The following is a 23694-nucleotide window of genomic DNA, read 5'->3' as shown; positions in this document are numbered from 1 at the left end:
TCCATATTGACTGAACGATGAGGAAACCATCATGAACTACAAGACGCTGACCCTGACATTGCTGCTTGGCCTTGCCACCCAGACCAACCTGCAAGCAGAAGAGATGATGCACCATGAAGGGCACGATATGAGCCAGACGGGTGAGATGAGCGAACAGGCCGCAATGGTGATGACCAAGGGGGTCATTACCCGCCTCGATGAGGGGAGCGGCAAAGTCGGCATCAAGCACGAGGCGATCGAGAATCTCAAGATGCCCCCCATGACCATGGTCTTTCGAGTGGCAGATCCGGCCCAGCTCAAAGGGCTCAAGGTGGGGGATGCCATCCACTTTCATGCCGAAAGCCAGAGCGGCAAGCTCACAGTGACAGCCATCCAGCCGCAATAAACGGCTCTGGCTCGCCGAAAAGGTCACGATAGACAGTGACAACGCAAGAGGGAGGCATCAGCCTCCCTCTTCTTTTGATCAACCTGTTCGTGTGGTCAACCTCTGGCGCGCGATAGCACTCAGCTGCGGGTTGCCAGCAACTGCTCCACATCCTCGATCACCTTGAGGGCCGCCTGCGGGCCGCCGCTGGAGGTCCAGAGCGACCCGTCCACGGCGCCAAAGCGCTTGGCCTTGATCACCGGCAGCTGCTGGAACGCCGGGGTCTGCTCCGCCTGACGCATGGCATCCACGGCATCACCGGTGGCGCTCAGGGTGCCGACCACCAGCCAGTCGGCATCCAGCAGATTGAGGGACTCCAGACTCAGCGCCGGTGAGTGGGGTGCGCCAGTGCCCTGCTGCTTGCTTGGGCGTACCAGCCCCATCGACTCCACTACGCTGCTGGCAAAGGTGCCCTGATACATAAAGCTCGGCCCCTTGGGATTCCAGCGCACTATGCTGATGCTCTCCCCCTGATGCTTGGCCAGCTTGCTGCGGGCCTGAGTCAACCGCTCGGCATACTGCAGCAAAAAAGTATCCCCTTGCTGGTCGCGGTTAAGGGTGTGGGCGGTGCGGCGGAAGCTATCCTGCCACGGCTCACCCCACTTGCTGGTCACCACGGTCGGCGCGATCTCCCCCAGCAAGGTCAGCAGCTCGGGACGGGTCTGGCCGGTAAGGATAAGGTCGGGCTCCAGCGCAATCAGCGACTCCAGATTGGGGCTGTCGAGATCACCGATCACCTGGATACCCATGCCCGCCTTGTTCAGCAAATAGCGGGGCAAGGTGGGTTGACCACGGCCATTGACGGCGCCGATAGGGGTCAGCCCCAGGGTCAGGGTGCTGTCGAGTTCGAGCTCGCTCAGCACCACCACCCGCGTTGGCTGGACTGGCACCTGCACCTTCTGGCCAAACGCATCAGTCACTTCACGCATCTCCTGTGCCTGAACCAGCGGCGCGGCCAGCATCAGGATGGCTGCTGCCAGGGCGGCAAAACGCTTCATCATCTCACTCCTTCTCGTTGCACGGCCCGGATAATCGGCCGCGAGGATACACTCGGTGGGCCCACAGAGCAGGCCCATATGACTCAACTCGCCGAACGTAGGGCGCGGCCATGTTCGTGGCGACGGGGCACGATAATGGGCGCCCCGTCGCCGGGGGCATGCAAAATGTCGACACTGGTCTGGTAGAGCCGGTCGATTAGATCCTTGGTCACCACCTCCCGGGCCGGGCCCATAGCGGCAATGGTCCCCTCGCCGATGGCGATCAACTCGTCACAGTAGCGGGCCGCCATCGCCAGATCGTGGATCACCAGCAGCACGGTTTTGCCCTCCGCAGTGATGCGATGGATCGCCTCCATCACCTCGGTCTGGTGACCGATATCGAGGGCACTGGTGGGCTCGTCGAGCAGCACCATGTCGCTGTCCTGGGCCAGGATCATCGCCAGCCACGCCCGCTGCGCCTGCCCGCCGGAGAGGGACGCGGCGCTCTGCTGCCAGATGCTTTCAAGCTGCATCCGCTCGCAGGCAATACGCACCATGCGGGCATCCTCCTCGCCCCACTGATTGAACCAGCCCTGATGGGGGTGGCGGCCATACTGCACCAGCTGCTCCACCAGAATGCCGGCAGGCAGGGTTGGCCGCTGGGGCAGGTAGGCGAGCTCCCGCGCCAACCCCTTCATGGGGTAGCTGGCAAGCGGCTTGCCTTTGAGCAGAATCTCGCCGCGTTGGGCTTTCATCTGGCCGGATAGCAGCTTGAGCAGGGTCGATTTGCCGCAGCCGTTGGGGCCGACGATCCCCACCAGCTTGCCCCTCGGCACGCTGAAAGAGATGTCCCGCAAAATGGGGGTCTGCTGATAGGCGAAATGGAGGCGATTTACGGTGAGCGTCATCAGTCAGCCCTCTGGCGATCGTTAACAAGAAGAAACAGCAGCAACAGGCCGCCGAGAATGCGGGTCATGATACCGGTCGCCACCTCGTGGGGGCTGGCCAGCACCCGGACCAGGGTATCGCTGGCAAGCAGCAGCAGGGCGCCGCTAAGCGCCGCCAGCCAGAGCGGCACCACCCGGTCTTTTACCAGCCAGGAGGCAAGAATGGGGGCCGCCATGGCGATAAAGACCACGGGCCCGCCGATGGCGGTGCCGAGCGCCGCCACCAGAATGGCCTGGGCTAGAATGCCCAGTTGCACCCGATCGCCGTTGACGCCAAGTCCTCTGGCCATCTCGGGGCCAAAGCGCAGCACCGCCAGCGAGCGGGAGAGATAGACGATCCACGGGCAGAGCAGCAGCAACAGGATGGCAATCGGGGTGATGGTGCTGTAACCCACGGCGATAAAGCTGCCCATATTCCACAAATAGAGGGAGCTCAGGTGCAGTAGGGCCTGGGTGGACATCACAAACTGGCCGAGCGCCTCGAACAATTCGGAGAGGCCGATGCCGATCACCACGAACAGATAGCCCTGCTCACCCGGTTTACGGCAGAGGGCATAAAGCACCAGCGCCGCGAAGATGGCGCCGATGGGAGCCGCCCACCAGGGCCAGCTGCCTACCGTCAGGTAGAGGGAGAAGACGATGATGGCCAGAGAGGCGCCGTTGTTGACCCCCACCATGTCGGGTGTGGCCAGCCGGTTGCGAACCAGCGTCTGCACCAGGCAGCCGGAGAGCCCCATGGCCGCCCCCGCCACCACGACCCCAAGGATGCGCGGCAGCCGGATCTTGAACAGGGTGAGCTGCTCAAGCCGCGTCCCCTCCCCCAACAGGGTGTTGACCACCCCGGCAAAGCCGAGTTTGCCGCCGCCAACACTCAAGGCCAGCAGAGCCAGCGCCAGCAGCGCCACGGCAAGCAGAGCCAGCCAGCGCCAGCTTGGCAGATGGATCAGCAAAGAGCGGTTGCCGGCCCGCAGGCAGAGCATATCGGTAGGTGTACGCATCAGCCCCTCACTTGACGGTCAGCAGGGTACGAAAGCCCCCGCGATGAACGATGGCGATCAGCACAGGCGCACCGATCAGGGCCAGAATGACGCCGTTTGGCAGCTCGAACGGCTGGATCAGCCAGCGCGCCAGAATGTCGGCCAACAGCAGAAACAGCATGCCGAACAGGGCGGAGAAACAGACCTGCACCGACAGCTTCACCGGCTCCACCAATCGGCCACAGTAGGCGGCCAGAAAGCCGACAAAGCCGATGGGGCCGGCGATGGCGATGGCACTGGCGGTAAACAGAGTGGCGGCCAGCAGCACGCCAATTCGTACCCGGTTAGGGCGGATCCCGAGCGCCTGGGCCTGACTGTCCCCCATCTGCATCAGGGTCAGCTGGCGACAGAGCAGCAAGGTGATGACAAACGCCGCCAGCACGAAGGGCAGTACGGCAATGATGGCATCGAGATTGGCCGCCGACAGGGAGCCGAGGTTCCAGAAGCGGTACTGCTCCAGCACCATCTTGTTGGAGAGCAGCAAAAAGCTGGAGAGACCGCCGAAGGTGGCCGAGAGCGCCACCCCGACCAGAATCAGCTTGAGGGGGTTGGAGCGGCCAATCATCATGCCTAGCCCCAGCACAATCACGTTGCCGAGCAGCGCGCCGAGGCCGGCCCAGAGCAGATAGCCGTAGGCGGACTCCACCCCGAACCAGGTGAGCCCCACCACCAGCGCAAAGACGGCCCCGGCGTTGACTCCGAGCAGGCCGGGCTCCGCCAGCGGATTGCGGGTCGCGCTCTGCAACAAGGAGGCAGCCAGAGATAACGAGGCGCCGACCACCATGGCACAGAGGGTGCGCGGCAGTCGCAAGGTATTGAGCACCATGGCGAGCTTCTCGTCGCCAGCCCAGCGGGCATCCCCCATCAGGTAGCCGAGCACTTCGCGGGCACCATAGACGCCCGCACCAGTGGCGAGCGAGAGGCAAAACAGCGTGCAGAGAAGGAACAATGCCAGCCAGAACAGAGGGGTCTGGTACTTAACCACCCTTTACGACTCCTTGCGTTGGGTCTGACAACATGCAGCCAAACCGACGTGAAAACAGGGCACTCTTGTGTCAACGGAAATAAAAACGCCGCCCGGACGAATACCCAGACGGCGCAATACTAAATGCAAATCATTTTTATTTGCAAGGATGAATCAGGTATTCTTTCGCATCCGCTTAATTATCCATCACATCGTGACGGGTCTGGTGATAGGCCTCTTCACTCTTGCCCCGGCGCCAGTACGGCACGGCGTAGAGCGACTGACGATCCACCTCGAGCACGGAACGAAAATGGCGGCGCAGCGGCAGCACCAGCGCCTCTTCCCCACCCAGCCAGAAGAAGCCACCATCACGCACCAGCGGCAGAGCAATCACATGCTCCAGCAGGCCGCTGGACTCGGGCTCGCCGACAAACCAGTGACAGCGCACCCCGACCGGTAGTGTCAACGGCTGAGCATCGGCCTGATCCGGCACCAGAATCGCAATTTCCCCTCTGGCATCGGCAGGCATCACCTCACACATCGCCATGATGGCGGGCAAGGCGGTGAGATCCCCTACCAGACAGTAGTGATCGGCCGGTTGCAGCATGGGGTTGGGACCACCCGGCCCGGAGAGGATCACCTTCTCTCCCGGCTTGGCATGGGTAGCAAAGGCGCTGGCGGGCCCGCCGTCACCGTGCAGCACGAAGTCGATATCAATTTCCTGCTCATCACGGCGAAACGCGCGGATGGTGTAGGTGCGGATCACCGGCTTGTCAGCCGGGTCACTCCAGCGCGGGCCGCTCGGGGTCATGGCAGGCAGCACCGGCTCTACCTGATGGGGCTGGGCCAGCATCACCTTGATATGGGCCCCACCGCAGGTAAAGGGATAGTCAGCCAACTCGCTGCAACCAAAGGTGATGCGACGCAAATGGGGGGTGATCTGGGTGATGGCTTTGACAGTCAGCAGACGGGGACGATTGGGAGGCAGAGATGGGGACACGATGGGGCTCCTCGTTGAGTGTGTCGCCCATGCTACACACAAATAGGAATCACTATCAAATAAGAATATCTCTCGTCTAATAGCTACAAGCTGGATTCAAACATCCCCAACCACTGGCGTCCACACCCCAATCCAGACATAGGCTTTATGCACGCTAGCTCCATGATTGGGAAAGAAAGCCGCCGGACAACGCCACAGTTACAAAGGGTTCCATTTGCTTATTTCGACCATAGTTTTTCGAGATCAAATTTTATTTCCCAATAAGTTTCCTATCCTTAGTGAAGCAGTTAATGTAAGCACAGGATGCCAAACAGGATTGTATGATGGATGACCAGATCCTGATTATTGATGATGACGATCTCTCCCTCCCCGACGCACAGCAAGCGGGCTGGAAGGTGATGATTGTTGACGATGAGCCTGAAGTGCATCGCATCACCAAAATCACCTTGAACAAATTCGAGTTTGACAATCGCCCCATCGATTTTCTGCATGCCTATTCCGCGGCACAGGCCAAAGAGTTGCTGGCCACCACCCCGGACGTTGCTCTGTTGCTGCTGGACGTGGTGATGGAGGTCGACCACGCTGGCCTTGATGTCGTCAAATATGTCCGTGAAGATCTGCAAAACAAGATGGTACGCATCGTGTTGCGTACCGGCCAACCCGGCCAGGCGCCGGAAGATGACGTGGTCACCAACTACGACATCAACGACTACAAGGATAAAACCGAGCTCACCTCCCAGAAGCTGCGCACCCTGCTGCGGGCCAGCCTTCGATCCTATCGGGATATCCGCACCCTGGAGAGTAACCGTCAGGGGCTGGAAAAAGTCATCGAAGCCTCCAAGGGGATCTTTGAGAAACGGGCCTTGCGCCAGTTTGTCGAAGGCGCCCAGGAGCAGCTCAGCGCCCTGCTCCATCTGGGGGAAACCCAGATATACGACGTCAAGCAATACGCCTATGAGGTGAAGGATCAAGTATTGGAGCCCCTGCTCCCCGGCCATCCCGCCATGCTCCTCACAGAAGCGCCGGAGATCCTGCGCCAGGCTATGAGCAAGCGCAGCAACGTCTATAACGCCACCCAGATGGTGCTCTACTGCCAGAATCCTCGCCACCACCTGCTGTTCCACATCGAGACCACCCGCCAGCTCAGCCAGATCGATACCAGTTTGCTGACCCTGTTTACCGAAAACATCATAGTGGCGCTGGAGAATATCCGGCTCAATGAGGTGATCGCCGACAACCAGCGGGAGATCATCTATCGCATCGGCGAACTGGTCGAAACCCGTTCAAAAGAGTCAGGACTGCACGTCAAACGAGTCGCGCTTTATACCGAACAGTTCTGCCACCTGATGGGCATGAGCGAAGAGCAGAGCGAGCTGGTGAAACGTGCCTCGCCGCTCCATGATATTGGCAAGGTGGGAATTCCCGATGCCATCTTGCACAAGCCGGGCAAGCTGACAGCGGAGGAGTGGGAGATCATGAAAACCCACGCCCAGCTCGGGCAGGATATGCTCTCCGGCAGCGATCTGGCGCTGTTTCAGATTGGTGCCACCATCGCTGGCAATCACCATGAGAAATGGAATGGCAGTGGCTATCCCCGTGGTCTGAAAGGGACGGATATTCCGCTGGAGGGGCGGATTGTGGCGCTGGCTGACGTATTCGATGCCCTGGGTTCGGATCGCTGCTACAAGAAGGCGTGGCCGCTGGACAAGGTGCTGGCCCTGATTGAAGAGGAGAAGGGGCAGCATTTCGACCCCCAGCTGGTCGAGCTGATGATGGCCAATCTGGACAAGTTCCTCGAGATCCGCGAGCAGAACAAGGATGTCTATATCGGCGAACACTGATAGCCAGCTTGTTCTGTTTATGAACTCAAAAAAAACGCCCTACTTATCAGGGCGGTTTTTTATCTCTGGCATCACGCCACTTCAGTACGAGGGTTACTGCTCTGGCAGATTGAGATCCAGCTTGGCGGCAGGTTGTCCGGCCTGCTGATTCTCGGCCTGAGCAGCGGCCAGAGCACGCTTCAGGGCACGCCGTTTTTGTATCACCACAAACCCGACCCCACCCAATACCGCCAGCAGCACACCACCACCCGCCAATGCCCAGATCAGCCAGCCCATTTCCTCCTCTACCGGAGCTTCATGGGTCGCCTCGGCACTGGAGGCCGGTGCAGCGGCCGACACCACCTCTACAGGAGGCGGCGGTGGCGGGAAGACATTGAAGGTTTTCACCGGCAACTCGATTTTCAGCTCACGGCCGAGGCGAGTGGTGCCATAGAGGGTTGCTTTCACCTCATGCTGACCGACCTCCTTGATGTTGGAGAGATCGATATCAAGCTTGGGGTCGCTGGCGGTCTCGCTGAACTCGTATAGGCCGCCCACATTGCTGGTCACACTCCCCTTGACCACCACGGAAGCGGGATCCAGCTCATCACGGTCGATTAGCAGTGAGAGCTTGGCACCCAGCTCATCCGAAGGCGGCGACAAGTTATAGCTGAACGGATAGGGGTACAGCAGCACATCCTGATAACGGGCACGGACAAACACCTGATTGCCTGTGCTGAACATGGCGCGGTACTTGCCACCGGGAATATCCTGCAGCGTCACTTCCGCCGTCATGATGCCATCGCCCGGTACCTCATCTAGCCCCTTGCCATCATCGCGATAGTGACCAAGCACTTGATCCAGCACGACCTCTTTCTTATCGGCATCGCTGAACGATTGCAGCTTGACGGTCATGCCAAGGTCAGAGAGATAGTATTTATCTTTCGGCGGCTGACCATTGATCAGCAACCACGCCTTGAGCTTGACCACCTCCCCCTGATAGAGCTGCATCGGCAGGGCGGCGATATCGAGCCGGATATCGGAGAGAATGCGCACCCGGTTGTCGGGATCCACCTCGCCAATCGCCTGCCAGGGGCCCGGCATGGGATTGCGCAGGGTAATGAGATCATGCTCCGGCAGCGCCAGCCAACCCACATCTGCGGGTTTGACCTTGCCCACGTAAAGCTTGCTGCCATCGGGGCGAACCAGGATCACGGACGGGGTGCCCGGCTTGCGCTTGATGATGAAGGTGATCTCCTTCACGCCGTAATCGATGCGAAAGCGGTTATCCAGCAGCGGAATATCGGAAGGGGCAAATACCTCGGTCGCCGTTGCCCCCAGCGAGAGCAACAACAGCAGACCGGCACACCACTTGCTCATTGCCGCCACAGACAACTTCCTCCTTTCTTCTGTACCAGATCCAGTCTCGCCTCGTGCAGGGCCTGAACCTCGGCACTGGCACGCACCACCTTGAGGGCGGGTCGGTTGCTCTCCAGCCGGCGAATACTGGTGTCCTGATTGCTTTCGTTTTCGTTGCTCTCGGTGGCCAGATTGAGTTTGGTCTGGCCGCCGGTCATCAGCAGGTAGACGTCTGCCAGGATCTCCGCATCGAGCAAAGCCCCGTGCAGGGTACGGTGGGAGTTGTCGATACCGTAACGATCGCACAGCACATCCAGGTTGTTGCGCTTGCCGGGGAAGAGATCCCGCGCCATCGCCAGGGTATCAGTGATGGTGCAGATATCCGCCGTCTTGAAGTTGAGTCCGAGCTTGCTGAACTCGTAGTCCATGAAGCTCACGTCAAACGGTGCGTTGTGAGCGATCAGTTCGGCGCCGCGGATGAACTCAAGGAATTCGTCGGCAATCTGGCTGAACGACGGTTTGTCACGCAGGAACTCGTCGGTGATACCGTGCACCTGGATCGCTTCCGGGTCGACCAGGCGATCAGGCTTGATATAGACGTGATAGTGGTTACCGGTCAGCTTGCGGTTGATCACCTCCACACAGCCGATTTCGATAATGCGGTGCCCCAGATAGACAGGGCCACCCGCCGTATTCATACCTGTGGTTTCAGTATCCAGAATGATCTGGCGATTCAGTTGGGGTGTGTTCATGATCCAATCTATGTCAAACTTCGGCTTTACTTACTCGCTAGTTTACCCCAAGCCTCATGTTAAAACAGATTGATTGCTCATGTTAAAACAGATTGATGTCTATACCGACGGCTCCTGCCTCGGCAATCCGGGCCCGGGTGGTTACGGGGCCGTGATGGTCTACGGCAAGCACCGCAAAGAGATTTCCGCCGGATTCAAGTTGACCACCAATAACCGGATGGAGCTGATGGCCGCCATCATGGGGCTGCGCACCCTCAACGAACCGTGCAAGGTGCGCCTCACCACCGACAGCCAGTATGTCCGCCAGGGGATCACCCAGTGGATCATCGGCTGGAAGAAGAAAGGGTGGATGACCGCCAACCGGCAACCGGTCAAGAACGTCGATCTCTGGAAGGAGCTGGATGCGGAAGTGGGTCGCCACCAGATTGAGTGGCTCTGGGTGAAGGGTCACTCCGGCCACCCGGAGAACGAACGGTGCGACGAGCTGGCCAGAGAGGCCGCCTGCGGCAAGGATCTGGCCGAGGATACCGGCTACCAGCCCTGACGGGCCATTCCCGGTGTGGCGAGGGACTTTGGCAGTTGCCAGCGCCGCCGCACCGGGATCAGTGGAAAGCGCCGTTTACGGGCCGCAATCACATATACCGATGCAAATGCCCTGCAATAATCCCGCCCGATACTCTCCCGCCACCAACTGTGCCAGCTCTGTTTTCCCATAAACGAATAACCAAAGCGCTCGTCGAACATCACCTCGCATCCCAGCAGATGCAGCCAGTCCGTCACCCGCCCCGGGGTGAACATTCGTGCCGACCAGGGCATTCTGCGCCGCAAGAACGGCACACAGTGACCGATCCCGACCAGACTCATGGGGTTATAACCACTGATGATCAGCCAGCCATCGTCGGTCAGCACCCTTTCGGCTTCGCGCAACACCTGATGAGGATCGGCAGAGAAATCGAGGCAGTGGGCCAGCAGGCAGGCATCGACGCTGCCGGTCCGCACCGGCAGATCGAGGGGATCGCCATACATGTCGAGCAGCCGCCCGCCGGGGGCGACACCGATCTGGTGACGAATGGAGGAGCGTTTGCAGGAGAGTTCGGCGCTCAGAGCGCCAATTTTCAGCAGATGATACCCAAACAGATTGGGACACCAGTTGTCGAGCCGCTCCTGGATCTCGGCCGCCACCCAGTCCCCCATAGGCAATGCAGACCAGCTGGTCGGGATCTCGATTTGTTGTTCGGTACGTGCCACCTGCATAATAGGGCTCAACTCGGGGTTTCGAACGCCATCCTGTTATATAAGATACCCTCCCTAAAGAGAAGCAGACTCATGTATCCAGTGATCACAGTTCCAGCCTTTAATGACAACTACATCTGGTTGATCCGCCACGAAAATCACTGTCTGGTGGTCGATCCGGGCGATGCCGCACCCGTGCTGGAGCGGCTCGAGGCATTGGGGCTGGTGCTCGATGCCATCCTGCTGACCCATCACCATCACGACCATGTCGGGGGCGTCACCGACCTGCTTGCCCACTTCCCCCACGCCCGGCTCTATGGCCCCAAACTTGACCCGATGCCGGATCACCACGGTCAGTGGCTGGAAGATGGCGATCAGATCAACTGGCACGGCCTCGCCCTCGAGGTGATCCATGTGCCCGGGCACACTCGCGGCCACATCGCCTACCACGGCAACGGCATGCTGTTTTGTGGCGATACCCTCTTCTCGGCCGGTTGTGGCCGCCTGTTTGAAGGGACGCCGGAGCAGATGTACCACTCGCTGCAACGACTCGCCGCCCTGCCCGATGAGACACTCATTTATTGTGCCCACGAGTACACCCTCTCAAACCTGCGTTTTGCTTATGCGGTCGAGCCGGACAACCCGGCGATCCGCCGCCAGATCGGGCTGATCAGCAAACTACGGCAACAAGGGCTGCCAAGCCTGCCAACCCGGCTGGGTGACGAACGCACTTTCAACATTTTTCTGCGCTGCGAACAGGATTCAGTGAAATTTTCTGCTGAAAAGCATGGGCTAAAATGCGTGGAAAATCCGGTAGATACCTTCACCATCCTGCGTCAGTGGAAGGACGTTTTTTGAACAAACCTTGATCAGGGGGCCATTGCCCCTTATGATGCGAGCTGTTTTTCCTAAAAATGACCGGAACGAGATGAAGGTACGAACGGCCTTATTGGCAGCGCTGTTGCTCAGCGGCTGCCAAAACCTGAGCCATCAGGATGACCGGGCGCTAACGGCAATCGAGCCGATCAAGTCCCCCCAGGTCAAGAAAAAAGCGCATAAAAAACACTCTTCCCATTTCCTGTTTGGCGATGAACAGCTGGACGAAATGGCAGATACGGACAATCTGTGGGTGCGTATCAGCGATGATATGCAACTGGAAACTCCGGACAACCCGCGCATCCGCCAGCAACGTGAGTGGCTGTTGCGCAATGATAAGCATCTGGCGACCATTGCCAGCCGGGCTGAACCCTACCTCTATCTGATGGTAGAGGAGATTGAACGGCGTGAGCTGCCAATGGAGCTTATTACTGTCCCGATGATCGAGAGCATGTTTGATCCCCATGCCCGATCCCGCAGCAATGCCGTCGGTCTGTGGCAGTTTGTGCCAGCGACAGGCAGAAACTTCGGTCTGCGCCACGACAACTGGTATGACGGACGGCGCGATGTGCTGGCCTCCACCAATGCGGCGCTCGACTATCTGGAGTACCTGAACCGCTTCTTTGACGGTGACTGGCTGCAGACGCTAGCCGCCTACAATGCCGGGGAAGGACGGGTGCGCAACGCCATCCAGCGTAACCAGCGCGCAGGCAAACCGACCGACTACTGGTCGCTCGATCTGCCCCGCGAAACCCGGATGTATGTACCCAAGATCCTCGCCATGGCTGACATGATCAGCAATGCGGACAAGTACAATATCCAGTTGCCGGTGCTCGCCAACGAGCCGAAGCTGCGAGTGGTGGAGACCGGCAGCCAGATCGATCTGAATGTGGCCGCCCAACTGGCCGGTCTGCGCACGTCACAGCTCAAGGAGGTCAATCCGGCCCTGAGCCGTGGCGTGATGTCGCCCCGTGGCCCTTACCGCCTGCTGGTACCGGTAGAGTATGCCGATACCCTGGAGCTGGCACTGGCCGATCTGCCCAAGAGCGAGCGTATTCGTACCCGCTCCTATCAGGTCACCAGTGGCGATACCCTGTCGCGCATTGCCCAGAATCATGGCGTCAGCGTGAACGAGCTGAAGCTGGCCAACAATCTGCGCAGCAACAACCTGCGTCGCGGTCAGCAACTGGTGATCCCGACCCACGGTCAGGTCAGCAGCAAAGCCAGCTCCGCCAGCAAACCGCAACAGCTGGCAAGCCGTGGCAGCAGCCAGAAGGCCAAAGTCAGCTACAAGGTGCGCTCGGGTGACAACCTGTGGAGCATCAGCCAGGCACACGGCGTCTCCCACGAAGAGCTCGCCAAGTGGAACGGTCTGAATGCCAAGTCGGCGCTCAAGCCAGGCATGAAGCTGGTGGTCTATCCCAAGCAAGGGAAGAAGAGCGACAAATCGATGGTGTATCAGGTTCGCCGTGGCGACTCCATCTCCTCCATCGCGGCTCGCTTCCAGGTGGCCATCAACGATGTGATGCGCTGGAACCAGCTGGATAAAGGGGATTACCTCAAGCCCGGTCAGGAGCTGACCCTGTTTGTGAAGAACAACAGCTAAGCCTCACAGCTTGAACCCGATAAAAACGGGGCCAGTCATCTGACTGGCCCCGTTTTTTATTACTGCGGCTAACCGCTGCGGTGTCTGAGCCACCGACTAAAACAATGGCTTGGCGCCGCCTGCGGATGCATCACCGCTCTGCAGGCAAAACTATCACCGCTATTCCCAGAGCCTTGTCGGCACCACCATCAGCACGGTGCGCTGACCGATCGCCACGTTGGCATTGGGGAAGACCACCGCCTCACGCGGCTTCTCGACCGTGTAGCGCAGCTCGCCATCCTCGGCCAGCACGAACCCTTGGGGGAATTCGGTGAAGTTGTCGACATCGCTGGCGAATAGAAAGCGAAACTGCTCCGATTTTTTGGTGATTACCCGATCGATGGCAAACAGGGTGAAATCATCCGCCCGCCACGGCTCCAGCGCCACCTCATCCTGAGTGACCAGCTCCTGCAGCGCTTGGCGGGTTTCGATAAAGCGGGTCATATCGTTCTCGCCAAACGGGCGCACCTTGCCCAACTCCACCGTAAAGGCGTGGGCACCATGCTGGCGTGAGCTGTAGTAACTGAAGGTCGTGGTCGGGCTGGCGGAGAGCAGAATAGTACGCACCCCGCAGGCGCCGAGGAACTGCACCTGCTCGCGGCAGTGAGGCCGCTCGTGGGGGAAGGGGTAGACGGCAAACTTCTCGTGGCGCGAGCCGCGAATGGCGGTGTGCAGATCGTAGTGGTAGCGGGGACGAGCCGGATCGGCAAAGAAGCGGCTCACATACTGCTCGAGGCGCATGGCGCGGATCCGCTCCCGATTGCACAGCCCCTCCCCCTTGCTGTGTGCACCGGAGAAGAGCCGGTTCATGTTCTCCTCCACCTCCCGCAGCCCCAGATTCATCGCCGCCGGATTGCCAAACAGGAACAGCACCCGATGGCGGGCGCTCAGCTCGCCTGAGAGCAGACGACTCAGCAGCTGGTTGCAAATCTCGATGGGGGCAGTCTCGTTGCCGTGGATACCGCAGGAGAGGACGATATCCTTGCGCCCTCCCGGCTGGCCGCCCGCGCCACTGGCAGGCTCCAGACAGAGCACGCCGGTATCCCAGACGCTGACCCGCGCACCATCGGACAGGGCAAATTCAAAGGGCTCAAGCTGCCACTCATGGCTGCGGGTCAAGGCCAAAAAATCGTGCTGGGGAATCATCCGTCTCACCCTCTCGCTCTGGAATACTATGGCCGGATTATACGCAAGGCATCGCGGCTTAAAATCGTTTTTTAAACAAATTCAAACATTAACGATACAAGTGTGATAACAATCTAACGATGACAGCAATGACAGTAGCGATGTGGAATAAAGAGGAGAGGAAAAAGGATCAACAAATAACAGGGGGAAAACGGGGGGAGATAAAACAGACAATGACAGACCTGGCGGCTGGTCCCCACAGGGGCAGAACAGCAAACGACTCAGCAGAAAAACAAGGCATCCATGCCCGGTAGATCAACCACGCCAGAACGGCTTGGTGGTCTCTTGATAACGGTCAGCTTCGTTCAGGCCGATGTCTTTGAGCAGGTACTCGGGCAGCTCGGATAGCTGGCGACGGCTGCGGCTGCGCTCCAGCCAGGTCAGAACGGTCATTTTAACGCGAGCAACCAGATTCAATTGGCTGGAATGCTGGTAACCGGTTTCGGTATAAGTCATGTTGGCCATGATGTGGCTCCTCTGAATATTTGTTTACGCACTGGGCTTTATTTGATGCGCAAAGCTTAGTCAGGGAGCAGGGCCGACTCAATTGACGAATTTTGATACGTTACATTAGGAAAACTAATAGTAAAAAATTGACTGATACAATTTTAATGCTTTGATTTATAAAGAATAATTAAGTCACTATTCGACCATAAACGGCCCGTAGCATATTGTGCTGCATGGCACCACCTTACATATGCAATTTACCGCATTGCCTATGCACTCGCCAACAGACGTGCTATGGGTGGCAACCCCGTCATTACATTCGATTGTTAATTTAGCGATCTCTTGATGATCTTAAATTAACACCATGAAACATAAAACAAACTTACTTTTCCTCCCGCGCTGCTCCCTCGATGAGGACCTGAAAACGCCCCTCTTGGCGTGCAACCGGCATACTGGTATGGTTATTTATACAGTAGTTTATTCCCCTGCCCTGACGCCATCGTTTATGCCGTCAGCGGCGGATGAAACCACAGGATCATCGATGGATACCTTTACCCCGACCGCCGCCCTGCGTCAACAGATGGCCGCCATTGAAGCCTCTCTCAACCAGCTGGCCGATCTGCTTGGCCAGCTCGACCTGCAGGAGGCCCATGTCTATCCTCTCCCCCCGGTTGCACAGGGGGAAGAGCACGACCCGATCGAGCAAATCGAGGTGGGCTATCTCAACGGTGAAGCCGCGCTGGCGGCCACCCTCGCCGCTTATCGGGATCACAGCGCCCGCCCCGGCTGCTCCACCAAGGCGACTCATCGGCTGCCCGGCTGGTTGCGCTTTCCTGCCGCCGCAGCCCCCTTGCTGCAACCGCTGATCGACCAAATCAACCAGCAAAAGCTCGATTTCAAGGCGCTGGTGCAGCAGGCGGGGGGACGGGACGAGAAGTTCGAGCTGGTACATACCGCCCTGCCCGGGGTGATCACCCTGCAGGTCTACCGCAAACTGACCCTGTTGGCAGGGGAGCTGCAATCCCTCGGCTTTACCTGGGCTGACAAGCAGACCATCAATCGCCTCAGTCGCGAGCAGGTGCTGGAGATGCTGGAGCGCAGCCGCCGCTACATACCGGCCCTCTCCAACAACGAGGAGTGGAGCAAGATGGTGGATCAGGAGGTGTACGACATTCGCCGTCTGCCCGCCGATGCCGAGCTGCGGATCCGCCGCCCGGTCAAGACCCACCCGATGATCAATCTGCTCTGGCTGGAGCGCACCCCACGCAAGCAGCAGATCAAGGCGAGCCTGCCTCTGCTGCTCTGCTCGGATACCCCGCCCGCGGTCACCCATCTGGGCAACTATCCCCCCAAGAGCCGACAGGCTCGGCGAGATCGCAAGATTGGCGGTGAACCCATCATCGAGCGGCTGCACCTCTATCTCTATCAGGGGTGACTGGATCAGGAATAGCTGGATCAGGGATAGCTGGGCCGCCTTGCCGCGATAAACGACGAATCCCGCATCTGCGTCCCAAACGAGAAAAGGGAGAACATCTCTGGATGTTCTCCCCTTTTCTGTATAGATAGACGGTATGTCAGGCGGCGTCGCCAATCAGCCCATCAGCAGGGCCCGCAGGCTCTCCACATCCAGCCCGCGCACCTCGGACTGGCCGCTCAGCAGGCCATCGGCCAGCGCCCGCTTCTCGTCGTGCAGAGCGACGATCTTCTCCTCCACCGTCTGCTCGCACACCAGCCGGTACACGGTCACCGGCTGGGTCTGGCCCATGCGGTGGGCCCGATCGCTCGCCTGATCTTCCACCGCCGGGTTCCACCAGGGATCGAGGTGCAGCACGGTATCGGCCTGGGTGAGGTTGAGGCCGGTCCCCCCTGCCTTGAGGCTGATGAGGAACAGCGGCACCTCCTCATGACGAAAACGCAGGATGGAGTCCTGACGGGACTTGGCAGAACAGCCGCCATCCAGATAGCAATAATCCCAGGATTTCTGCTCGATGCGGGCCCGCAACAGACTCAGCAGATCGACAAACTGGCTGAACACCAGCACCCGATGACCGCCGTCGATCGCCTCTTCCAGCAGGTCATCGCCTCGTCCAGCTTGCTGCTGGTTTGCGACCACTCGGGCATCACCAGCTCCGGCGAGCAGCAGAGACGGCGCAGCCGGGTCAGGCCACTCAGCACATGCATCAGGGCGCGACCATCGGCGCTTTGCACCTGCTGCACCACTTCCCGCCGGGTCGCCTCGTAGAGCTGGCGCTCTTCGGGGGAGAGGCTGATGTGGTGAATGATCTCGGTCTTGTCCGGCAGCTCGGTCAACACCTGCTGCTTGAGACGACGCAGGATAAAGGGGCTGATCACCGCCCGCAGCAGCGCCATGTGCTGGGGATCCTTGACCGCCTTGCCAAAGCGACGCTTGAACTCGCCAAGGCTGCCGAGCAGCCCCGGGTTGATAAAGGTAAAGAGGCTCCACAACTCTCCCAGATGGTTTTCGATGGGGGTGCCGGAGAGGGCGAGGCGAAAATCGCCGTCGAGCTGGAACAGCAGCTTGGCGCGCTGGGTGCCGGCGTTTTTGATCTGCTGCGCCTCATCGAGCACCATGCTGGACCAGCGGCGGGACTTGAGCGCCTCCGCCAGGCTGCCGAGCATGCCGTAGTTGATGAGGATCACCTGACCGGCCTTGGCCTCGCGAATGATCCCCTCCCGCTCGGCAGGATTCTCGAACACCACCACATCCAGCTCGGGGGCGAAACGAGTCACCTCCTCCTGCCAGTTGGTGACCACTGACTTGGGCACCACTACCAGGGCAGGGCCAAGGTGCTGGCGCATCCGCAGCACAATCAGCGCCTGCAGCGTCTTGCCCAGACCCATGTCATCGGCCAGACAGGCCCCAAAACCGTGATGGGCCAGGGTCGCCATCCAGCGCACCCCCTCTTTCTGATAGTCCCGCAGGGAGGTAAGCAGCTCGTCCGGGCAATCGACCTCCTGCTGCCACTCCTGCTGCAGGGATTGCCACGCCGCATCCCCTTCGGTGGTAATGACAGAGAGCAGACGAGTGAGCGGATAGGCCAGCTTGTTGTTGATGCGCTGCTCTTCATCGAGCATGGCCCCCAGCATGGTGAGCCGCTCCACCAGCTTGTCGCTCAGCATCAGGCTGGTCTTCTCATCGAGCTGAACGGTGCGCTGCCCCGGGGTCATCTGGCGCAGAATAAGGCGCAGGTCGAGGATCTGGTGCTCATCGAGCGCCAGTGCCCCTTCGACCTGGAACCAGTCCTGCCGCCGCTCGATACGCAGGCTCAGGGCCGCTTCATCAAGGCTCTTGAGGCGGGCGCTGTCCTGATGCCAGTGAATGACCACACCGGCGTCCACCAGCTCGGGCAGGGCATTGACCAGCGCCAGCGCCTGTTCCCCCTGCAGCAGCCATTCGCTGCCGGGCAGGCCGATGGGCAATTGATTGCGCAGCAACTGGGCCTGCAGCTTCTCGGCCCCGAGATCCCGCTGCCAGTATTGGTACGCCTTGATCCCCTGCCGCACGATCGCCTCCCCCTTGCCAAGGGGCTGGGGCGGCAGATCCTCAAAGCGGGTCACCAGCTTGACCGACAGCTGACCATCCTGCCAATCCAGTTGCACCGAAGGAATGCCCGGCCAGGGAGCCAGTTCGGCGTTGCCGCTAAGCCCCGCAACCTGACTGTGCCAGGGCAGCTCGGGAATGGCGTCCAGGGTGCGTTGCAGCTCGGCCAGCCCCTCGGCGGGCAGCAGCGGGATAGATTCGAGCGCTGGCAAGCGGTCGAGCAGCGGCTGCGGGGTGAGGATCAGCTGCCACAGATCCTGCGCCAGCGGCATGATATGGGCCCCGCGAGCGGCCGCATCGGGGCAGAGCTGCGCGCTCATCCCCTGCTCGGTGGCCACCACCTGCAACAGGGGGGCGCTGATGGCCAGTTGCAGCTTTTGCCCCTTGGCGTTGAACAAACGGGGGTGATCGGCCAGCGGCGCCCAGACATCCCGCGGCAGTCGTCCCATCACCCGCGGCAGGGTGCGAACCAGTGCCCAGTCGTGCTCGTCGAGCATGGCGGCATACTGGGTGGAGAGCAGGGCCGGATCGACCCGGCGACCGGCGGTCCACTCCCCCTTGGTACTCAGCTTCTGGATCTTGCACTCCAGCTCGGGACCATCGGCATGGAGCAGCCACACCAACCGCTCCTGCGGCTTGCGTACGCCACTGGAGCGTCCCAGCCCCTGCAGCCAGTTGAGCCAGCTGGCAGAGGCCGCGGTTTTGTCCTCGTCCCCGTCATCATCCTGCTCGTCACTGCCCTCTTGCGCACTCTCCTCACTACCACGCAGTTGGCACAGGGGTGCCCCTTTGGCCACCTCGCCCAACAAGATGCGCAGCAGATCCTGACAAAAGGCCATCAGGCGATGATGGGGCTCGGCATCGAGCAGATGGGAGAGATCCCACTTGTGCAACATGGCCACCTGCGGGCTCTGGGCACCGTGACGGGCCAGCGCGCAGAGATCGAGCCAGAGATAGCCCCAGTGGAGCTCCTCCACCGGCAGTTGCAGGGTATCGAACAGGCCAACCGCCTGACCGTGGCGATCGCCCGCCCACTGGCTGAGCAGATCGGCAAGCAGGGGGAACTGGCCAGTCAGACTGCGCTGCCACTTCTTGCGCTGTTCGCTGGCGATGACGGGATCGGCCTGCTGCAACCAGCCAAGCCAGAGCAGGGCGCTGAATGAACGGGGCCACTGGCCAGCTTCACCCTCATCGGTTGCCTGCCACTGGCCCAGCGCGGTGAGCAGTCGCTCGCCAAGCGGGCCGCTCTGGCTCTGCTGGGCCAGCGCCTGCAGAGCTGGCCAGCCGGGGGCGGCATCCTTGTCCTCGCCGGTTGGCGATGTGCTCTCGCCATCCCCGCAGAGCCAGCGCCACTCCGCCTCGAACGCTTTGGCCCGGGCCTGTACCTCGGGGGCGCAGCGCACCAGCGCATTGGCCAACGGCCAGCGCTCTTCATAGGGGGCATCAAGCAAGAGTTGCAGCGAGAAGTGCTCCAGCAACATTTGCTGCCAGGCGGGGCTGGAGCCCGCCAGCAACTGGTGAGCGTCCGGGGTATCGAGCAGGGTCAGCAGATCGCTGGCCGAGAAATAGGTGGGGATCACCCCCGCCTTGCCGCGGCAGAGCTCGCGCACCACCGCATGGGTGAGATCCTGCCCGGTCAATGAGGGCACCCGGCTCCAGTCCGGCGCCGGGCAGAGACCGGCACGCACCCCCAGGATCAGCGCCAGCGTCCCCTCGGCGGTCAGGCTCCACTGCTGCTCCCCGCGCAATCTGACCAGCCCCGCATCCTGCAGTCGGGTCAGTTTATCGATCAGGGCATGGCCTATCGCCAGTTGTTCTTGCAGCAAACGGGTACTGGCAACGCGCTGCAATTGCAGGGTGGCGAGCAGGGCATAACTATCCGAAGAGAGGGTGGACGCAGACATCAAGACTCACGGGCAAGTGCAAAAGCGGAATTTTAACGGTAAAGCGCCAGCGGCTCGACCCTTTACCGTGAAATAACTCAAAAAAAAACGGCCATCCATGATGACCGTCGAAAGTAACGAAGGAAATAGCCGGATCATCCGGTTACCTCCCACAGCGGGAAAATCGGGAGCGCTAGCCCCTAATTCGTGGAGCCAATGCTAGAGGTTGGCGCCCGAAAAAGCTTTGAAGCGGATCACAGTTGAAAAGGATTTCTGAAAACGGTTTCAATTTTTAGCGGCAAAAAACCATGATTTCGCGCCAAATGAGCCATGTCCACACCCCTCCTGCTCACCCGGCACAAGCGGTAGAAAACCCTATAACGGTCGCTTGTCGAACGCCCCTGTGCGGGCAGCTGTCAGCTGTATAGCTTCATCAGAACCTGCCGCCCGCAGGCTAGGTTTCAGGGCCACCGGACATGGCCGAGATGGGCCAGGAGAGCACGAATCGGCTCCCTCCCCGCCCAGTAGCTTGGCAAACCGCGCTGCCACCGTGGGCCTCGGCAATCGCCTTGACCACGGCGAGTCCGAGTCCGCTCCCGCCGCTCTTGCGCGAGCGTGACGGATCTCCCCGACGAAACGCATCGAAGATACAGGCGGCGATCTCCTCGCTGATGCCTGGCCCCTCATCTTCCACACTCAGGACGCACACACTCTCCGAGCGATACAGCCGCACGGTGAGCAGGCCCGGCAGCGCGTGCTTCTGGGCATTTTCCAACAGCGCCATCAGAGCCTGACGGATGCGAAACAGATCGCAGCAGACATGAAGTTCGCTATCCAGCTCCCGCTGCAACACAAATCCGCTCGCCGCCAGAGGGCTGGCAAACGCCTCAAGCACCACGGCAAGCTCGTCGGCCAGCATGACCTCGGCCCGCTGCAACTCCAGATGACCGCTGTCGTTGAGGCTCAATACCCGCAAATCCTCGATCAGGTGATTGAGCCCCTCCACCTGACGCAGCAACCCCTCGAAGAGTTCGCTGCTGGGAGGAAATACCCCTTCGGCCAGCCCCTGCAAACGGCCGCGCAAAATGGTCACCGGAGTGCGCAATTCGTGGGCGATGGCGGCATTCCAGAACTCCCGCTCGCGGGTCATGCTCTGCAGCCGCTCGGCCATGGCGTTGAAGTCGCGCACCAGTTGCGCCGTCTCCCCGATCGCCTGCTCATCCTCCGGCACGCGGGCATCGAGTTTGCCCTCAGCCACCTCGCGCAGGCTGGTTGCCACCGAGTTGAGGGGAGTCAGGATGCGGCGAGAGAGGCGAACAGCCACGTACAGCGCCATCCCCAATGCAATGAGAATGGTGGAGCCGATCCAGATCATCTCGACTCTGGAGGGCACCCAGGTCTCGGAGATGCTGCCCGGCACAAGCGCCACGGCGATGCCATAAAACACATAGGTGCCGATCACCGCGAGGGAGATGATACCAAGCGTCATCAAGCCCAGAGAGCGGATGATCTGCCTGCGAAGGCCGGGCGCCGATTTCATGCATCGCCCCCGAAGCGATAGCCAACGCCCCAGACACTGGCGGGGACCCCCTGAATGCCGTGTGTCTCCAGTTTTTTGCGCAACTTGCTGATGTGGCTATCCACCGTACGCTCCTGGGTATCCCCCTCCGGCAGGCAGTGAGTCAGCAGTTCAGCGCGACTGAACACCCGTTTCGGCGCCCGCATCAAAGAGGCGAGCAACTTGAACTCGGTCAGGGTCAGCTCCAGCACCTGCTGCTGGTCATCGCGGAAAATGCTGGCCTCGTGGCTCTCCAGATCGATCTGAAACTGGCCGACCCGCAGCACGTTCGCCGTGGCAGGCTTTACGGCCCGGGTGCGCCTGAGCACGGCCTGCACTCGCGCCACCACTTCGGCCGGATTGAAGGGTTTGACCACATAGTCATCCGCCCCCATACGCAGCCCCATCAGCTTGTCGAGATCCTGATCGAGGGCGGTCAACATGATCACCGGCGTATCGCCGCGCGCCCGGATCTCGCTGAGCACCTGCCAGCCATCCAGTTGCGGCATCTGCACATCCAGCAGCAGGAGATCGGGTTTGAATGCCTGATGCATGGCCAGCGCTTCACGGCCATCGGCGGCGTGCAGGGAGCGCAAGCCATGACGTTGCAGGTAAGCGGCGAGGATGTCGGCGATCTCGGCTTCATCCTCTGCAATCAGTACCAGTGACTGGCCCGCCGGGCTGGCGGAAGCATTGAGATGGGACATAGTCGGACTCGAAAAAAGGTGGCGTTGAACTTTATCATCGCCTCCATGGATTCTCCACAAAGCCTCGAATCATTCGCAATAGCCCCTCGCCATAATGGCCCCTCGATGCACTCTCCGGTCACATCACACCGGAGAGACGGTTTAACGAGGTGAGTGGATGATGTTTGTCAAACAGCGGTATGCGGGCGCCCTGCTCGCCGTCATTGCCGCATTCGGGTTGGCGGGGTGCGATGTCGCGCCGCAAGAGCAGGAGGCACCCGCCCCTCCTCAGGTGTCGGTGCTGACATTGACTGGTCGGGAGCTGGTCATCAGCGAGGATCTGCCCGCCCGGGTGGCGGCACTGCGCAGCGCCGACATTCGCGCCCAGATCAGCGGTATCGTGCAGCGCCGCCTGTTCGAGCAGGGCGCCGAGATCAGCTCAGGCACAGTGCTGTTCCAGATAAACCCGGCCCCCTTCAAGGCCGATGTCGACAGCGCCGCCGCCGCATTGCAACGGGCCGAGGCCGTGCTGGCCCGCGCCCGCATCCAGATTGAGCGCCTGCAGCCGCTGCTGCGCACCGACGCCATCAGCCGCCAGACCTATGACGATGCGATCTCCCAGCGGGATCAGGCGGCCGCCGATGTAGCCCAGGCCAGGGCGACTCTGGCCCGGCACCAGCTGAACCTGCAATTTGCCAGCGTGGAGGCCCCCATCGCCGGGCGCATCGATCAGGCGCTGGTGAGTGAAGGGGCCCTGGTGTCCCCCACCGATGCCACACCCATGGCCCGAATACAGCAGATCGATCAGGTCTACGTCGATGTGCGTCAACCGGCCTCGGTGCTGGAATCCCTGCGCCAGCAGGCTGGCTCAACGGCACCGGAACTGGCGGTGGAGATCCTCGGCAGCAATGGCACACCGCTGGGCATGCAGGGGCACATCCTCTTCTCCGGTATCGAGGTCGATGCCGGAACCGGCGACGTGCTGCTGCGGGTGCTGGTGGATAACCCTGAGCGGCGGCTGTTGCCCGGCCTCTATGTGCAGGCGCGCATCCCCCGTGCCCGCTATGCCAACGCCCTGACCGTGCCCCAGCAGGCGGTAGTTCGCACCTCGGGTCAGACCAGCGTGTGGGTGGTGGATGGCCAGGGGCAGGCACAGCTGGTTCCGGTCAATACCGCTGAACTGGTGAATAGCCAGTACCGCATCGCGTCCGGGCTCAGTGCCGGGCAACAGGTGGTGATCGAAGGGATCGACCGTCTGACCCCAGGGGTTCAGGTCACAGCTTCCCCCTGGCAACCACCCGCTGTCAGCCAACCGGCTGACGGTGGCATTCGCTGAATC

19 protein-coding genes and 1 pseudogene are annotated in these 23694 nt (G+C 60.6%); 7 read left to right on the top strand and 13 right to left on the bottom strand.

Annotated features, from left to right (window positions below; all coding sequences use genetic code 11):
- Positions 1-31: 31 nt before the first annotated feature.
- On the top strand, positions 32-385 hold the full coding sequence (locus WBR25_RS06685) for a copper-binding protein (protein WP_113739181.1): 354 nt from the start codon (positions 32-34) through the stop codon (positions 383-385).
- Between the two features lie 119 nt (positions 386-504).
- On the opposite strand, the gene WBR25_RS06680 is transcribed toward WBR25_RS06685, so the two are convergent.
- From WBR25_RS06680 to WBR25_RS06660, 5 genes are all read right to left on the bottom strand, one after another.
- Positions 505-1422 (bottom strand): ABC transporter substrate-binding protein, encoded by a 918-nt coding sequence (locus WBR25_RS06680; RefSeq protein WP_021231222.1) that lies wholly within the window; start codon positions 1420-1422, stop codon positions 505-507.
- An 83-nt stretch (positions 1423-1505) separates the two neighbouring features.
- Positions 1506-2309: an ABC transporter ATP-binding protein gene (locus tag WBR25_RS06675; protein WP_110302425.1), complete on the bottom strand. Its 804-nt coding sequence runs from the start codon at positions 2307-2309 to the stop codon at positions 1506-1508.
- Positions 2309-3346: a FecCD family ABC transporter permease gene (locus WBR25_RS06670; RefSeq protein WP_362803167.1), complete on the bottom strand. Its 1038-nt coding sequence runs from the start codon at positions 3344-3346 to the stop codon at positions 2309-2311. Before WBR25_RS06670 ends, WBR25_RS06675 begins: the two co-directional genes overlap by 1 nt.
- 7 nt (positions 3347-3353) lie before the next feature.
- Complete coding sequence (locus tag WBR25_RS06665) at positions 3354-4370, bottom strand: FecCD family ABC transporter permease (RefSeq protein WP_021231225.1); 1017 nt, start codon at positions 4368-4370, stop codon at positions 3354-3356.
- Between the two features lie 175 nt (positions 4371-4545).
- Complete coding sequence (locus WBR25_RS06660) at positions 4546-5349, bottom strand: siderophore-interacting protein (RefSeq protein ID WP_042055504.1); 804 nt, start codon at positions 5347-5349, stop codon at positions 4546-4548.
- Positions 5350-5672: 323 nt separating this feature from the next.
- Between WBR25_RS06660 and WBR25_RS06655 the strand changes: the two genes are divergently transcribed.
- A complete protein-coding gene (locus WBR25_RS06655; RefSeq protein WP_139741499.1) occupies positions 5673-7190 on the top strand; it encodes an HD domain-containing phosphohydrolase in 1518 nt (505 codons plus the stop codon).
- 93 nt (positions 7191-7283) lie between these two features.
- Here the strand turns inward: WBR25_RS06655 and WBR25_RS06650 are convergent, their stop codons facing one another.
- Positions 7284-8549, bottom strand: a complete 1266-nt coding sequence (locus WBR25_RS06650; protein ID WP_181223712.1) for a TIGR03503 family protein — start codon at positions 8547-8549, stop codon at positions 7284-7286.
- Positions 8546-9280 carry a DNA polymerase III subunit epsilon gene (gene dnaQ, locus WBR25_RS06645; RefSeq protein ID WP_047439188.1) on the bottom strand — a complete coding sequence of 245 codons (735 nt, stop codon included), beginning with the start codon at positions 9278-9280 and terminating at the stop codon, positions 8546-8548. The genes WBR25_RS06650 and dnaQ overlap by 4 nt, the downstream gene beginning before the upstream one ends.
- 79 nt (positions 9281-9359) lie before the next feature.
- Here dnaQ and rnhA point away from each other — a divergent pair, with 79 nt between their 5' ends.
- Positions 9360-9824, top strand: coding sequence for a ribonuclease HI (rnhA, locus tag WBR25_RS06640; RefSeq protein ID WP_005353268.1), 465 nt, complete (start codon positions 9360-9362; stop codon positions 9822-9824).
- On the opposite strand, the gene WBR25_RS06635 is transcribed toward rnhA, so the two are convergent.
- On the bottom strand, positions 9812-10534 hold the full coding sequence (locus WBR25_RS06635; protein WP_033138893.1) for a methyltransferase domain-containing protein: 723 nt from the start codon (positions 10532-10534) through the stop codon (positions 9812-9814). The two genes, rnhA and WBR25_RS06635, sit on opposite strands and share 13 nt — an antisense overlap.
- Positions 10535-10606: 72 nt before the next feature.
- Here WBR25_RS06635 and gloB point away from each other — a divergent pair, with 72 nt between their 5' ends.
- Positions 10607-11371, top strand: a complete 765-nt coding sequence (gene gloB, locus WBR25_RS06630) for a hydroxyacylglutathione hydrolase (protein WP_005337817.1) — start codon at positions 10607-10609, stop codon at positions 11369-11371.
- Positions 11372-11441: 70 nt separating this feature from the next.
- The gene (locus tag WBR25_RS06625; protein WP_479749599.1) at positions 11442-12995 is read left to right on the top strand and encodes a lytic transglycosylase; all 1554 of its coding nucleotides are present in this window, start codon (positions 11442-11444) and stop codon (positions 12993-12995) included.
- 159 nt (positions 12996-13154) lie between these two features.
- Here the strand turns inward: WBR25_RS06625 and astE are convergent, their stop codons facing one another.
- Positions 13155-14180, bottom strand: a complete 1026-nt coding sequence (astE, locus tag WBR25_RS06620) for a succinylglutamate desuccinylase (protein ID WP_479749598.1) — start codon at positions 14178-14180, stop codon at positions 13155-13157.
- A 294-nt stretch (positions 14181-14474) separates the two neighbouring features.
- Positions 14475-14684 carry a DUF1127 domain-containing protein gene (locus WBR25_RS06615; RefSeq protein WP_005337823.1) on the bottom strand — a complete coding sequence of 70 codons (210 nt, stop codon included), beginning with the start codon at positions 14682-14684 and terminating at the stop codon, positions 14475-14477.
- Between the two features lie 523 nt (positions 14685-15207).
- Between WBR25_RS06615 and WBR25_RS06610 the strand changes: the two genes are divergently transcribed.
- On the top strand, positions 15208-16101 hold the full coding sequence (locus tag WBR25_RS06610) for a DNA replication terminus site-binding protein (RefSeq protein ID WP_479749597.1): 894 nt from the start codon (positions 15208-15210) through the stop codon (positions 16099-16101).
- 156 nt (positions 16102-16257) lie between these two features.
- Here WBR25_RS06610 and WBR25_RS06605 read toward each other — a convergent pair.
- The 3 genes and pseudogenes from WBR25_RS06605 to WBR25_RS06595 all read right to left on the bottom strand — a co-directional run bounded on the left by WBR25_RS06605 (position 16258) and on the right by WBR25_RS06595 (position 22376).
- A pseudogene (locus tag WBR25_RS06605) lies at positions 16258-20132 on the bottom strand (SNF2-related protein).
- A 433-nt stretch (positions 20133-20565) separates the two neighbouring features.
- Positions 20566-21651 (bottom strand): ATP-binding protein, encoded by a 1086-nt coding sequence (locus WBR25_RS06600; RefSeq protein WP_479749596.1) that lies wholly within the window; start codon positions 21649-21651, stop codon positions 20566-20568.
- Positions 21648-22376 (bottom strand): response regulator, encoded by a 729-nt coding sequence (locus tag WBR25_RS06595; RefSeq protein WP_040065122.1) that lies wholly within the window; start codon positions 22374-22376, stop codon positions 21648-21650. Before WBR25_RS06595 ends, WBR25_RS06600 begins: the two co-directional genes overlap by 4 nt.
- A gap of 157 nt (positions 22377-22533) precedes the next feature.
- Here WBR25_RS06595 and WBR25_RS06590 point away from each other — a divergent pair, with 157 nt between their 5' ends.
- Entirely contained in the window at positions 22534-23691 is a 1158-nt protein-coding gene (locus WBR25_RS06590) for an efflux RND transporter periplasmic adaptor subunit (protein ID WP_479749595.1), read from the top strand.
- Positions 23692-23694 lie beyond the last annotated feature (3 nt).

This window comes from Aeromonas sp. MTB (assembly GCF_056632455.1).
Note: the sequence above shows the minus strand (reverse complement) of the source record. Positions and strands in the feature narration are given on the sequence as shown.